Source organism: Pseudomonas sp. DL (assembly GCF_047199225.1).
Classification (GTDB): Bacteria; Pseudomonadota; Gammaproteobacteria; order Pseudomonadales; family Pseudomonadaceae; genus Pseudomonas; species Pseudomonas aeruginosa.
Genome location: NZ_CP178323.1, coordinates 197236 through 211416, shown reverse-complemented (window position 1 = coordinate 211416; position 14181 = coordinate 197236). Strand labels below are relative to the sequence as shown.

The 14181-nt window shown below is 67.9% G+C and carries 11 protein-coding genes; 9 read left to right on the top strand and 2 right to left on the bottom strand.

Annotated elements, in window-relative coordinates; all coding sequences use genetic code 11:
- Positions 1–357: 357 nt before the first annotated feature.
- Positions 358–1419: an ABC transporter substrate-binding protein gene (locus ACI766_RS00945; protein ID WP_003112655.1), complete on the bottom strand. Its 1062-nt coding sequence runs from the start codon at positions 1417–1419 to the stop codon at positions 358–360.
- Between the two features lie 266 nt (positions 1420–1685).
- Here ACI766_RS00945 and ACI766_RS00940 point away from each other — a divergent pair, with 266 nt between their 5' ends.
- The 3 genes from ACI766_RS00940 to atsA all read left to right on the top strand — a co-directional run bounded on the left by ACI766_RS00940 (position 1686) and on the right by atsA (position 5836).
- Positions 1686–3302 (top strand): ABC transporter permease, encoded by a 1617-nt coding sequence (locus ACI766_RS00940; protein WP_003106694.1) that lies wholly within the window; start codon positions 1686–1688, stop codon positions 3300–3302.
- Positions 3299–4138 carry an ABC transporter ATP-binding protein gene (locus ACI766_RS00935; protein WP_003112653.1) on the top strand — a complete coding sequence of 280 codons (840 nt, stop codon included), beginning with the start codon at positions 3299–3301 and terminating at the stop codon, positions 4136–4138. The genes ACI766_RS00940 and ACI766_RS00935 overlap by 4 nt, the downstream gene beginning before the upstream one ends.
- Positions 4139–4225: 87 nt before the next feature.
- On the top strand, positions 4226–5836 hold the full coding sequence (atsA, locus tag ACI766_RS00930; protein WP_003142432.1) for an arylsulfatase AtsA: 1611 nt from the start codon (positions 4226–4228) through the stop codon (positions 5834–5836).
- Positions 5837–5935: 99 nt separating this feature from the next.
- Here atsA and ACI766_RS00925 read toward each other — a convergent pair whose 3' ends face one another.
- Positions 5936–6688 carry a 3-oxoacyl-ACP reductase family protein gene (locus tag ACI766_RS00925; protein ID WP_003106691.1) on the bottom strand — a complete coding sequence of 251 codons (753 nt, stop codon included), beginning with the start codon at positions 6686–6688 and terminating at the stop codon, positions 5936–5938.
- Positions 6689–6804: 116 nt separating this feature from the next.
- Here ACI766_RS00925 and ACI766_RS00920 point away from each other — a divergent pair, with 116 nt between their 5' ends.
- The 6 genes from ACI766_RS00920 (at position 6805) to aer2 (ending at position 14159) form a co-directional block, all read left to right on the top strand.
- Positions 6805–7737 (top strand): LysR family transcriptional regulator, encoded by a 933-nt coding sequence (locus tag ACI766_RS00920; protein WP_003083951.1) that lies wholly within the window; start codon positions 6805–6807, stop codon positions 7735–7737.
- A gap of 180 nt (positions 7738–7917) precedes the next feature.
- Positions 7918–9102: a trichloroethylene chemotactic transducer CttP gene (gene cttP / locus ACI766_RS00915; RefSeq protein WP_009875676.1), complete on the top strand. Its 1185-nt coding sequence runs from the start codon at positions 7918–7920 to the stop codon at positions 9100–9102.
- A 197-nt stretch (positions 9103–9299) separates the two neighbouring features.
- Positions 9300–9665: a response regulator gene (locus tag ACI766_RS00910; RefSeq protein ID WP_003083943.1), complete on the top strand. Its 366-nt coding sequence runs from the start codon at positions 9300–9302 to the stop codon at positions 9663–9665.
- 27 nt (positions 9666–9692) lie between these two features.
- Positions 9693–11612 carry a chemotaxis protein CheA gene (locus ACI766_RS00905; protein ID WP_023102776.1) on the top strand — a complete coding sequence of 640 codons (1920 nt, stop codon included), beginning with the start codon at positions 9693–9695 and terminating at the stop codon, positions 11610–11612.
- Positions 11599–12084, top strand: a complete 486-nt coding sequence (locus ACI766_RS00900) for a chemotaxis protein CheW (protein ID WP_003083938.1) — start codon at positions 11599–11601, stop codon at positions 12082–12084. The genes ACI766_RS00905 and ACI766_RS00900 overlap by 14 nt, the downstream gene beginning before the upstream one ends.
- Positions 12085–12119: 35 nt before the next feature.
- On the top strand, positions 12120–14159 hold the full coding sequence (gene aer2, locus ACI766_RS00895) for an aerotaxis transducer Aer2 (protein ID WP_003112650.1): 2040 nt from the start codon (positions 12120–12122) through the stop codon (positions 14157–14159).
- The last annotated feature ends 22 nt before the right edge of the window (positions 14160–14181 follow it).

Here is a 14181-nt window from a genome sequence, read left to right as displayed (position 1 = left end):
CGCTGGCGCCGCGCTGTCGTAGTGATGGGCAGGCTAGATGCGGGACGCGGCGGTTCGCCGCGAGATACTTGGAGTTGTTTCCGGGGAGGGTCGGGAGAATTGTCGGAAGGGAAAACTGGAAGAATTGGCAGTGCCGATTTTGTATCTGAATATATGGGGCGATTAACGAACGAAATGATCGCGGAATAACCTGCGGATTACCCGCGTGAAACTTTCATGACGCGATATACGCAGAATCCCCGACCAACGGCTGGATACTTCGCTCGATCCAGTCATTGGTTGGGTCGGTGCAAGAATCTCGAAACATATTACAAATTGCTACGAAACGGCGCCGCCTCGGCCGTCCCCGGCTCGGCGTCACTCCGCCGCCTGCGCCACGGCCTTGGCCTTCGCCAGCTTGCCGGCCGCCTCCAGCAGTTCCGGCGCGGCCCACTGCTCGGCGCTGAATTCGCGACGGATCAGGCCGAAACGCTTGGCCGCCTGGATCGAAGCATCCAGCCGGCCAAGGAAATCGGCGTCCAGGCGCGGCGACAGGGCGTCGCCCAGCTTGCGGCCACGGTACTCGCTCTGCAGGATCACCACCGGGTAGCTGGCCTGCTTCGACACCAGTTCGATGTAAGCGTCGCGGTTCTCCTCGCGGGCCAGCCAGTCCTGGGCCTGCAACTGCACCTTGAGCAGCCGCTCGGTGATGTCCGGATGGGCATCGACGAAGGCTCCGGAGCCGACCAGCAGCGCCTGCAGGGTGCCGGCGCCGTTCAGGTCGCGGGTGCTCAGCGGAATTTCCGCGAGCCCGCGGTCGCGCAGGGCGAACAGTCCGGCCAGGCCCCAGGTGGCATCGATCTGCCTGGCTGCGAGGGCGGACAGGGCGGCGCTGAAATCGAGGTTGATCACCTTCAGGTCCTTCTCGCTGAGACCGACGCTGGCCAGGGCATTGTCGAACGACAACTGGCTGGCGGTGCCACGAAAGATGCCTACGCGCTTGCCCTTGAGATCCTCCAGGGTCTTGATCCCGGAGCCCGGCTGCACGCCGAGATAGTGGTTGACCCCTCGCGCGGTAGCGGCCAGCAGGCGGCTGTCCAGGCCTCCGGACTTGCCGATGATCGCCGCCAGGTCGCCGAGGTAGGCGAAGTCCACCTGGCCGTTGGCGAACGCTTCGTTGACCACCGGGCCGGCGCCCTTGAAGAAGCTCCATTTCACCGCGATGCCGTCGTTGGCGAACTCCTTCTCCAGCAACTGGCGGGTGTAGAGCACGTCGACCACGCCGCCGCCCGAGTGCGAACTGCCGGCGCTGACGTCCGGCACCGCGATGCGGATTTCCTTCGGCGGAGCGGCGCTCGCCAGCGGCACGTAGGCACCGAGCAGGCCGGCGAGGACAGGCGCGGCGAACAGACCGAGCAGGGAAGACGTAAGCGCTTTCATGGGGCGGCTCCTTGGAACGGGAAGAGAGGGATTCCCGCCGGGAGCGGGTGTGCGGCTAGCTATGCACAGCGGCGCCTCGAAAATAAATAATAAAAATTCATTTTTTTATAACCACAAGCAGTATGACAGGCCGCACGGGCCTCTCCGCGTCATATGCAGCCAGAGCATGGAAAATATTCTCCAAATGCATTTGCCGCTGCCTGGGGCCTTTCTTTAAATGGCCCTTCTTAGCGAAAAAATGCATTTATTCGGCGATTTATATTCCCATGAAGAATATCGATAAAACCCTTTCGCCCGCCTGGAGCCGGCCCCTGCCGCGCCTGGCGCCGCCGCCCTCCGCGGCTTTCGCCCGGCGCCTGGGGGACGGCCTGCTGCCCTGGTTGCTGCCGCTCGGGCTGGCGCTGCTGTGGTGGGTCGCCAGCCATCGCCACTGGATGTCGGCCCAGGTGCTGCCAACTCCCGAGCTGGTCTGGCAGAGCGCCCGCGAGTTGCTCGCCGGCGAACTCTGGAGCGAATTGGCGATCAGCCTGCGGCGCCTGGCCTGGGGCCTGCTCGCCGGGGTCGCCAGCGGCGCCGCGCTAGGCGCCTGGCTGGGCTTCAGTCCGCGTGCCGAGCGCCTGGTCTTCCCCACCTTCAGCGCCCTCGCGCAAATCCCCACGCTGGCCTGGATCCCGCTGTTCATGCTGTTCTTCGGCATCGGCGAACTGCTCAAGCTGGTGGTGCTGGTGAAAGCGGTCGTGGTGCCGGTGACCATCCATACCCTGGTCGGCGTGCGCGACGCCCAGCCCAAGCTGCGCGAAGCCGCCGCAGTACTGCGCCTGCCGCCACGCCTGCTGGTCTGGCGGCTGATCCTGCCGGCGGCGCTGCCGGCCTTCCTCACCGGGCTGCGCCTGGCCCTGGCGCAGGGCTGGACCTCGCTGCTGGCGGTCGAGTTGCTGGCTTCCAGCGAGGGTATCGGCTACCTGATGGTGCAGGGCCGGCAACTGTTCATGCTCGACATCGTGTTCGTCTGCATCCTCATCATCGGCCTGGTCGGGGTGGGCATGGACCGCGCCATCCAGTGGCTCGACCGCCGCCTGCTGCACTGGCCGCAAGCCGCCACCGGCGAATTCCGCCGGCGCCCGCCGGGACGCGGCTGGCAGCGCCTGCAGGTCTGGCTGCCGCCGCTGGCGCTGCTGCTCCTGTGGCAGTCGGCGAGCAGCGCCGAATGGGTCGATCCGGCGATCCTCGCCAGCCCTCTGGAAGTGGCGCGGGCGACCTGGAGCGGAGCGCTCGACGGCAGCCTCCCAGGCGCCCTGTTCGACAGCCTGAAGCGCACGCTCGGCGGGCTCCTGCTGGGCGGCGGCCTGGGTTTCCTCGGCGGCCTGCTGCTCGGCCTGTGGCGCCCGGCGGAACGCTTCTTCGGCCCCACTTTCGCGGCACTGCGGCAGGTGGCGATCTTCGCCTGGGTACCGCTGCTCACCGCCTGGTTCGGCCTGGGCGAACCGGCCAAGCTGACGTTCGTCGCAATCGCCGCCTTCTTCCCGCTGCTGCTGGCCACCCAGCGCGGCATCGCCAGCCTGCCGCCGAGCCTCGGCGAGGCGGCCCGGGTGCTGCGCCTGGGTCCCTGGCGACGGCTGCTCCGGCTGGTCCTGCCGGGTGCCGCCCCGTCGGTGTTCGCCGGCCTGCGCCTGGCGCTGATCTACGCCTGGCTGGGAACCATCGGCGCCGAGTACTTCATGCCCTCCGACGGCGGCATCGGCAGCCTGATGATCGGCGCCCAGCAATTGTTCCGCATGGACCTGATCGGCGCCGGCATGCTCCTGGTCGGCCTCACCGGCGCCCTGCTCAATGCCCTCGGCCAACGCATCGAAGCGCGCGCCACGCGCTGGAGACACGCATGAACGCATTCACCGCGCCCGCCACGGGCACCCCGCTGGTCAGCTTCCGCCAGGTGCGCAAGCACTTCGCCGTGGACGGCCGGCGACTGGAAGCGATCCAGCAGTTCGACCTGGAGATCGGCGAGGGCGAGTTCATCGCCATCGTCGGCGCTAGTGGCTGCGGCAAGTCGACCCTGCTGCGCCTGCTGATCGGCCTGGACCGCGACTACGACGGCGAGATCCGCGTCGACGGCCGGCCAATCGCCGGCATCGGCGGCGAACGCGGCATCGTGTTCCAGGAGCACCGCCTGTTCCCCTGGCTGACGGTGCAGCAGAACGTCGCCCTCGGCCTGGTCAACGAAGCCCTTGGCGAAACCGACAAGGCGGCGCGGATCGACGAATACATCCGCCTGGTCGGCCTGCACGGCTTCGAGCGTGCCTACCCGCACCAGTTGTCCGGCGGCATGGCCCAGCGCGTGGCGATCGCCCGTGGCCTGGTGGCCAGCCCGCGCCTGCTGCTGCTCGACGAGCCGTTCAGCGCCCTCGACGCACTGACCCGCCAGCAGTTGCAGGAAGAGTTGCTGGCGATCCGCCGGCGCACCCGTATCACCACCCTGCTGGTCACCCACGACGTCGAGGAGGCGCTCTACCTGGCCGACCGGGTGGTGGTGATGGAGCCGCGTCCGGGGCGGATCAGGCGGGTGGTCGAGGTGGGCCTGGCGCATCCGCGCGAGCGCGGTGGCTTCGACTTCCTGCGCCAGCGCGAAGCGCTGCTGCACGAACTGACCGCCGACGGCGAGTACGTCGCGCCGCCGCCGCGACGGGTGGAAAACCTGCCCTTCGAATTCATCGCTTGCTGAAAAGCCCCTTGCCCTGGCCCTTTCCCCCTGCGGGAAGGGCGGGGGCGAGGGCCCCACCTTCTCCTCCCATCCAGACGAGACCCGCGCATGAGCAAACGCCCCAACTTCCTGGTGATCGTCGCCGACGACCTGGGCTTCTCCGATATCGGCGCCTTCGGCGGCGAGATCGCCACGCCGAACCTCGACGCCCTGGCCATCGCCGGCCTGCGCCTGACCGACTTCCACACCGCCTCGACCTGCTCGCCGACCCGCTCGATGCTGCTCACCGGCACCGACCACCACATCGCCGGGATCGGCACCATGGCCGAGGCGCTGACCCCGGAACTGGAAGGCAAGCCGGGTTACGAAGGGCATCTCAACGAGCGCGTGGTGGCGCTGCCGGAGCTGCTCCGCGAGGCCGGCTACCAGACCCTCATGGCCGGCAAGTGGCACCTCGGCCTGAAGCCGGAACAGACGCCCCATGCACGCGGTTTCGAGCGTTCCTTCTCGCTGCTGCCGGGCGCCGCCAACCACTATGGTTTCGAGCCGCCCTACGACGAAAGCACTCCGCGCATCCTCAAGGGTACGCCAGCGCTCTACGTGGAAGACGAGCGCTACCTCGACACGCTGCCGGAGGGCTTCTATTCCTCCGACGCCTTCGGCGACAAGCTGCTGCAATACCTCAAGGAGCGCGACCAGAGCCGGCCGTTCTTCGCCTACCTGCCGTTCTCCGCGCCGCACTGGCCGCTGCAAGCGCCGCGGGAGATCGTCGAGAAGTACCGCGGTCGCTACGACGCCGGTCCAGAAGCGCTGCGCCAGGAACGCCTGGCCCGGCTCAAGGAGCTGGGCCTGGTGGAAGCGGACGTCGAAGCCCATCCGGTGCTCGCCCTGACCCGCGAGTGGGAGGCCCTGGAGGACGAGGAACGGGCTAAGTCGGCGCGGGCGATGGAGGTCTACGCGGCGATGGTCGAGCGCATGGACTGGAACATCGGCAGGGTCGTGGACTACCTGCGCCGGCAGGGCGAGCTGGACAACACCTTCGTCCTGTTCATGTCCGACAACGGCGCCGAAGGCGCCCTGCTGGAGGCGTTCCCGAAATTCGGCCCGGACCTGCTGGGCTTTCTCGACCGGCACTACGACAACAGCCTGGAAAACATCGGCCGCGCCAATTCCTACGTCTGGTATGGCCCGCGCTGGGCCCAGGCGGCCACCGCACCATCGCGCCTGTACAAGGCATTCACCACCCAGGGCGGGATTCGCGTGCCAGCGCTGGTGCGCTACCCGCGGCTAAGCCGGCAGGGTGCGATCAGCCATGCCTTCGCCACGGTGATGGACGTCACCCCGACCCTCCTCGACCTCGCCGGTGTCCGCCACCCAGGCAAGCGCTGGCGCGGCCGCGAGATCGCCGAGCCGCGCGGCAGGTCGTGGCTGGGCTGGCTTTCCGGCGAGACCGAGGCGGCCCACGACGAGAACACCGTGACCGGCTGGGAGCTGTTCGGCATGCGTGCGATCCGCCAGGGCGACTGGAAGGCGGTGTACCTGCCGGCCCCGGTGGGCCCGGCCACCTGGCAGCTCTACGACCTGGCCCGCGACCCGGGCGAGATCCACGACCTCGCTGACAGCCAGCCGGGCAAGCTGGCGGAGCTGATCGAGCATTGGAAGCGATACGTCAGCGAGACCGGTGTCGTAGAGGGGGCTTCGCCTTTCCTGCTGCGATAAGCGGAACCTCTCCCCTCGCCCTCTCCCTTCAGGAGGGAACGTCTGGCCAGAAGGTCGGGGAGAGGGGCTACTTCGCCGGGTGGAACGAGGCGACCCGGGTCAGGCCGAGAAACCGCCATCGATGGTCAGGCTGGCCCCGGTGATGTAGGCCGCTTCCGGCCCGGCCAGGTAGGCGACGAAGCTGGCGATTTCCTCGCTGCGGGCGTAGCGCGGCAGCGCCATCAGGCCCTTGAGGGCCTCGGCGAAGTCGCCGTCGTCCGGGTTCATGTCGGTATCCACCGGACCCGGCTGCACGTTGTTCACCGTGATCCCGCGCGGGCCGAGGTCGCGGGCCAGGCCCTTGGTCAGGCCGACCAGCGCCGACTTGCTCATCGCGTAGGTGGCGCCGCCGGCGAACGGCATGCGTTCGGCATTGGTGCTGCCGATGCTGATCACCCGCCCGCCGTCGCCCATGTGCTTGACCGCCGCCTGGGTGGCGACGAAGACGCTGCGCACGTTGATCGCCAGGGTCCGCTCGAAGTCGGCCAGCGGCAGCTCTTCCACCGAACCGAGGGCGAGGACGGCGGCGTTGTTGACCAGGATGTCGATGCGTCCGAAGCGAGCCGCCGCTTCGTCGACGGCGGCGACGAGCGCGGCCGCGTCGGCGCTATCGGCATGCAGGGCCAGGATGCTGGCTCCGGCGCCTTCGAGTTCGGCCGCCAGGGCCCGGGACTTGTCCGCCGAGCTGACGTAGGTGAAGGCGACGCTGGCGCCTTCGGCGGCCAGCCGGCGAACGATGGCGGCGCCGATGCCGCGGGAACCGCCCTGGACGAAGGCGACTTTGCCGGCGAGGGATGCAGAGGATACGGACATGGAAATCTCCATCGGAGTGGATAGACAGGCCCCGAGTTTCCGTCGTCCATTGCAGACCTGGTAGCGGGTAATCGCTATATTCAGCCGATACCAATGGTTTATGCGGGCCCTTTCCCATGGAAACCCTCAGCAACATCCAGTGCTTCGTCCGCAGCGCCGAGGCCGGTAGCTTCGCCGAGGCCGCCAGGCGCCTGGGCCTGACGCCGGCCGGGGTGGGCAAGAACGTCGCCCGCCTGGAAAGCAACCTCGGCGTGCGCCTGTTCCAGCGCAGCACCCGGCGCCTGACCCTGACCGAAGCCGGGGAGCGTTTCCTGCAAGAGGTCGGCGGCAGCCTGGAGGGCATCCAGACCGCTCTCGCCAACGTCTCCAGCGTCGGCAACCAACCCAGCGGCACGTTGAAGGTCAGCATGGGGCTGGCCTTCGGCCGCGACTACATCCTGCCGCTGCTCGGCGAGTTCCTCGAACGCTATCCCGACATCGTGCCCGACTGGCATTTCGACAATCGCCAGGTGGACCTCATCGGCGAAGGCTTCGACGCCGCCATCGGCGGTGGTTTCGAACTGCCGCCCGGGGTGGTGGCGCGCAACCTGACGCCGGGCCACCTGATCCTCCTCGCCTCGCCCGCCTACCTCCGCGACAAGCCGCCAATCCGCCATCCAGGCGACCTGGGCGGCTTCGACGGGATCCGCATCCGCTCGCCGCAGACCGGCCGCGTGCGCTCCTGGCCGCTGCGCCGGCGCAACGGCGAGGAGGCGCCGATAGAGCTGCGCGAACGCATGACCATGAGCGACCCGGAAGCCACCTGCGAGGTCGCCGCGATGGGCCTGGGCATCACCCTGGTATGCATGCAGCACGCCTATGCCTACCTGGAGTCCGGCGCCCTGGTGCGGGTCCTGCCGGACTGGTACGTCGACGCCGGCAACACCAGCCTCTACTACGCGGCGAACAAGCTGCTACCGGCCAAGACCCGGGTCTTCGTCGACTTCGTCGTCGACTACTTCCGCCGCCAGGACCTGGCCCGGCGCTTCTCCGCCTTCCCAACCGGCTAGCGCCAGCCATCCGTCGCCTCGGCAAACGGGAAAAGGCCCTGGCACCGGCCTCGCCGGAAAAACGGCAGTTTGACATTACCGATTGGGACTCTAGTTTTAGAAAACGCCGCCGACGAGCTTGGAAGGCGTCTTCCGCACGGTCCCGAGGGACCGCCTGGAAGCCCTGCTCCGATCCGGCACATGGAGTGCAGCATGCGCGAGTCCCTCGGTGTTTCGTTACCATCCCGGCCCCTGCTGCTGAAGCTGGGCCTGCTTTCCCTACCCTGGGCGTTGTGCGCCGGGCTGCATGCCGTCGGCCTCGGCGTCTGGCTGGTCCTGGCGCTCGGTTGGTTCGCCAGCCTGGCCATGCTCGTCCTCCTCCTGCGCGCCCCTCGGCAAGCGGTAGCGAATGCCAACCCGCAGGCGGATGCCGCTTCGCCGGCCTGGAGCGCGGCGCAACGGGCGCTCGCCGACGAAACCGCGCAACTGGACGGTCACGCCCGGCAGATCGACGAACTGCTGCATTCGGCGATCCGCCAGCTCAGCGACAGCTTCCACGGCCTCGCCGAACGCATCGATACCCAGCGCGGCCTGTCCCATTCGCTGATCGAGCGCTACGACGGGCGCGGCCAGGTCGACGAAGGCATCAACTTCCAGGACTTCGTCAGGACCACCCAGCAGACCCTCAGCCTGTTCGTCGAGGCTACCCTGGAAACCAGCCGGACCTCGCAGCAACTGGTGGAACGCATGGACCAGGTGCGGCTGAAGATCACCGAGATCCTGCAGTCGACCCAGGACATGGACGCCATCGCCAAGCAGACCAACCTGCTCGCCCTCAACGCTGCCATCGAGGCCGCCCGAGCCGGCGAGAGCGGCCGCGGCTTCGCCGTGGTCGCCGATGAAGTGCGCGCGCTGTCGACCCGCTCCACGGAGTTTTCCGCCGCCATCCGCAAGCACGTCGACGTGGTCCACCACGAGATCCAGGACGCCGAGAGCGCGATCTCGCAACTGGCCGACAAGGACATGTCCTTCGCCCTCGATTCCAAGCACAAGATCCAGGGCATGCTCGATGACCTGGAGGCGATGAACCGGCACACCCTGAAGGTCATCCACGAACTGGACCGGCTCTCGCTGGAAGTCGGCCAGGGCGTCGACGCGGCGGTCACCGCCCTGCAATTCCAGGACATGGGCAGCCAGTTGCTCGGCCAGATGCGCAAGCACCATGCGCGTCTTGGCGCCTTCGCCCTCGGCCTCGGCGCGCTGGAGGCGCGACCGCGCCAGGAATGGCCCGAACGGGTCGCACGGGAGGTCGAGGAACTGCGCCGGCCCTTGCCCAGCCCGGTGAGCCAGAACAGCGTCAACGTGGGCGAAGTGGAATTGTTCTGAGGGGTATCGATAGCCAATCCGTCTAACCGGATAACTATCCGACGAGAAACCGGCGCCAATAATTGAAATCCACCGGACATTGTCTTTACTGGAACTAGCAAAGGGCCATCAGAGCCCTCCGTCACAGCCACCTGGCACACACCACCTTCGCCGCCGAGCTTGGCGCTGCGGTAGGGACACCGTGAGGACGCAAGACCATGGGCAAACCGATTCTGATCGTCGACGACTCGGCGTCTATCCGCCAGATGCTGAGCTTCACCCTGAAGTCCGCCGGCTACGAGGTGGACGAGGCCGCGGACGGCAAGGAAGGCCTCGGCAAGGCCCAGAGCAAGAGCTACAGCCTGGTGTTCACCGACCAGAACATGCCGAACATGGACGGCCTGTCGCTGATCCGCAGCCTGCGTAACCTGGCCGGCTACCGCAGCGTGCCGATCCTCATGCTGACCACCGAATCGAGCGACGCGATGAAGCAGCAGGGGCGTAGCGCCGGCGCCACCGGCTGGCTGGTGAAGCCGTTCGACCCGCCGAAACTGCTCGAAGTGACGCGCAAGGTCCTGCCCTGATTCCCGTTCCCCCGCGGGGGAGGTCCCATGCCCCAGGATATGAGCCAGTTTCTCCAGGTGTTCTTCGAGGAAACCGAGGAACACCTGGCCACCCTCGAACTCCTCCTGATCGGTCTCGACCTGGACCGGCCGGACAGCGAGACGCTGCACGGCATCTTCCGCGCCGCGCATTCGATCAAGGGTTCCAGCGGAATGTTCGGTTTCGACGACATCACCGCCGTCACCCACGAACTGGAGACCCTGCTCGACCGCATCCGCTGCGGCCAGATGCACCTGCGGCCGGACATGATCAGTTCCTTCCTCGAAGCCCGCGACGTGTTGCAGCGCCTGCTCGACGCCCATCGCAGCGGCAGTCCCGACCCCGGGGTGCCGTTACTGGAGACGGTCGAGCGGCTGCGCGGCTGGCTGCGGGTGCCGGAACAGGAAGCGGCGGAGGAAGGCTTCGGCCTGTTCGACGACGCGCCCGCCAGGGAAACCGCGGACGACGATGCCTTCGGCTTCTTCGACGAAGGCCCGGGCGCTCCGGAACGAGCGGCCGCACCGGAAGCGTTCGGGCTCTTCGACGAGGCGCCCGGCGCACCGGCCGCGAGCGAAGCGTTCGGCCTCTTCGATGAGGCACCGGGTTCCCCACCGGCGGAGGAACGCGCCTTCGGCCTGTTCGACGGCGCCCCCGGCAGCCCCGCCGCGCCCAGTGCGCCCGCGCAAGCCGTCGCCGCGACGGCCAGGGGCGCAGTCGCGCCCGTGCGTGGCGACGGCGAGTCCGGCTCGATCCGGGTCAGCGTGGAAAAGATCGACAGCCTGATCAACCTGGTCGGCGAACTGGTGATCACCCAGGCCATGCTCGGCCAGCTCGGCGAGCAGCTCGACCCGAGCCGCCACGAGCGCCTGCAGCACGCCCTGGCCCAGCTCGAACACAACACCCGCGACCTGCAGGAATCGGTGATGTCGATCCGCATGCTGCCGATCAACTTCATCTTCAGCCGCTTCCCCAGGCTGGTGCGCGACACCGCCACGCGCCTGGGCAAGCAGGTCGAGCTGCACCTGCACGGCGAGCACACCGAACTGGACAAGAGCGTGATCGAGAAACTCAGCGATCCGCTCACCCACATCGTCCGCAACAGCATCGACCACGGCATCGAAACGCCCGCCGAACGCCTCGCCGCCGGCAAGCCGGCGAGCGGCACGGTGAAGCTCGCCGCCAGCCACCAGGGCGGCAGCGTGGTGGTGGAGGTTTCCGACGACGGTCGCGGCCTGTCGCGTCCGCGCATCCTCGCCAAGGCCCGCGAGCGCAACCTGCCGGTGCATGACGGGATGAGCGACGCCGAGGTCTGGCAACTGGTGTTCATGCCCGGCTTCTCCACCGCCGAGGCGGTCACCGAGCTGTCCGGACGCGGCGTCGGCATGGACGTGGTGAAGCGCAACATCGGTGCCATGGGCGGGCGCATCGACATCGACTCGGCGCCCGGCATGGGCACTCGCATCGGCATCCGCCTGCCGCTGACCCTGGCGATCCTCGACGGCCTGATCGTCGCCGTCGAAGCGGTCAACTACGTGATTCCGCTGACCTACATCGTCGAGTCGCTGCAGGCGCGCAGCGACGACGTGCGCGGCCTCGGCGGCGAAGACAACGCGATGATCCGCGTACGCGGCGAGTACCTGCCGCTGTTCAGCCTGCACGAGCTGTTGCGCATCGGCGGCGAAGCGCCGGCGCCGGAGCAGGGCATCGTGGTGATCCTCGAGTCCGAGGGGCGCAGCTTCGCCCTGCAGGTGGACGAACTGGTCGGCCAGCAGCAGGTGGTGATCAAGAGCCTGGAACAGAATTTTCGCCGTGTGGAGGGTATCGCCGGCGCCACCATCATGGGCGACGGCAGCGTCGCCCTGATTCTCGACGTCGATGCGCTGCCACGCCTGGCGGCGCGGGAGGACACCGCCGATGAACGGCACTGAGGCAAGCCAGGCGAACGGCCCGGCGCAGGAATACCTGACCTTCACCCTGGGCCGCGAGGAGTACGCCATCGACATCCTCCGCGTGCAGGAGATCCGCGGCTACGACCAGGTCACCGCGATCGCCAACGCGCCGCCCTTCATCAAGGGCGTGATCAACCTGCGCGGGGCGATCGTGCCGATCGTCGACCTGCGCATCAAGTTCCACCTCGCCGAGGTCACCTACGACCCGTTCACCGTGGTGATCATCCTCAACATCGGCCGGCGCATCGTCGGCGTGGTGGTGGACTCGGTATCCGACGTGATCGCACTGGGCGGCGACGCGATCAGGCCGCCGCCGGAGTTCGGCGCCAGCTTCGACACCGAATACCTGCTCGGCCTGGCCACCGCGGGCGAGCGCATGTTGATCCTGGTGGACATCGAGAGACTGATGACCAGCCGCGAAATGGCGCTGGTCGACGAAGCCGCGGCCTGAGCGGCGCCAACGAGGGATAGGCAGGGGATATCGAAATGGGTCTGTTCAATGCACATGCGGTGGCGCAGCAACGCGCCGACCGGATCGCCACGCTCCTCCAGTCGTTCGCCGACGGCCAGCTCGACACCGCCGTCGGCGAGGCCCCGGCGCCCGGCTACGAGCGTCTCTACGACAGCCTGCGGGCGCTGCAGCGGCAACTGCGCGAACAACGCGCCGAACTCCAGCAGGTGGAAAGCCTGGAGGCGGGGCTGGCGGAGATGAGCCGCCAGCACGAAGCCGGCTGGATCGACCAGACGATTCCCGCCGAACGCCTGGAAGGTCGCGCGGCGCGCATCGCCAAGGGCGTCAACGAACTGGTGGCCGCGCACATCGCGGTGAAGATGAAGGTGGTCAGCGTGGTCACCGCCTACGGCCAGGGCAACTTCGAGCCGCTGATGGACCGCCTGCCGGGCAAGAAGGCGCAGATCACCGAAGCCATCGACGGCGTTCGCGAACGCCTGCGCGGGGCCGCCGAGGCGACCTCGGCGCAACTGGCCACGGCGGCCTACAACGCGCGGATCAAGAGCGCGCTGGACAACGTCTCGGCCAACGTGATGATCGCCGACAACGACCTCAACATCATCTACATGAACCGCACCGTCAGCGAGATGCTCGGTCGCGCCGAAGCGGATATCCGCAAGCAACTGCCGAACTTCGACGCCGGCCGCCTGATGGGCGCCAACATCGACGTGTTCCACAAGAATCCGGCGCACCAGCGGCACCTGCTGGCCAACCTCACCGGCGTGCACAAGGCCGAGCTCAACCTCGGCGGCCGGCGCTTCTCCCTCGACGTGGTGCCAGTGTTCAACGACGCCAACGAACGCCTCGGCTCCGCCGTGCAATGGACCGACCGCACCGAGGAACACCGCGCCGAGCAGGAAGTCTCGCAACTGGTGCAGGCGGCGGCGGCCGGCGACTTCAGCAAGCGCGTCGAGGAGGCCGGCAAGGAAGGCTTCTTCCTCAGGCTGGCGAAGGACCTGAACAGCCTGGTGGATACCGCCGACCGCGGCTTGCGCGACGTCTCGCGGATGCTCGGGGCGCTGGCCCAGGGCGACCTCACCCAGCGCATCGAGGCCGACTACCAGGGCACCTTCGGCCAGCTCAAGGATTTCTCCAACGACACCGCACAAAGCCTGTCGCGGATGCTCGGGCAGATTCGCGAGGCCGCCGACACCATCAACACCGCCGCCAGCGAGATCGCCAGCGGCAACGCCGAACTGTCGGCGCGCACCGAGCAGCAGGCGTCGAGCCTGGAGGAAACCGCCTCGAGCATGGAAGAACTGACCAGCACGGTGAAGCTCAACGCCGAGAATGCCCGCCAGGCCAACTCGCTGGCGGCCAATGCCTCGGAAGTGGCGACCCAGGGCGGCACCGTGGTGCAGAAGGTGGTCAGCACCATGTCCTCGATCAACGAGTCGGCGCGCAAGATCGCCGACATCATCGGGGTGATCGACGGCATCGCCTTCCAGACCAACATCCTCGCCCTCAACGCCGCGGTCGAGGCAGCCCGCGCCGGCGAGCAGGGCCGCGGCTTCGCGGTGGTCGCCGGGGAAGTGCGCACCCTCGCCCAGCGTTCCGCCGCCGCGGCCAAGGAGATCAAGACGCTGATCTCCGACTCGGTGGACAAGGTGGAGAACGGCAACACCCTGGTGGCCCAGGCCGGACAGACCATGAGCGACATCGTGGTGGCGATCCGCCGGGTCACCGACATCATGTCGGAGATCGCCGCCGCCTCCGCCGAGCAGAGCACCGGCATCGAAGAGGTGAACAGCGCGGTCTCGCAGATGGACGACATGACCCAGCAGAACGCCGCGCTGGTGGAGGAAGCCGCGGCCGCGGCCGAGGCCATGCAGGAGCAGGCGGGCCTGCTCAACCAGTCGGTGGCGGTGTTCAGGCTGGACACTCCGCCGAGCGTGGTCCAGCTCGCCAGCGCGCGGCCGTCCGCGCCACGCCCCAGCGCGCCGGCGCCGCTGGCCCGCAGCGGCATGGCGCGGGCCAGCAAGGCGCGCAAGGAAGACGGCTGGGAAGAGTTCTGAGACCACGCCGCGCCTCCGCCAG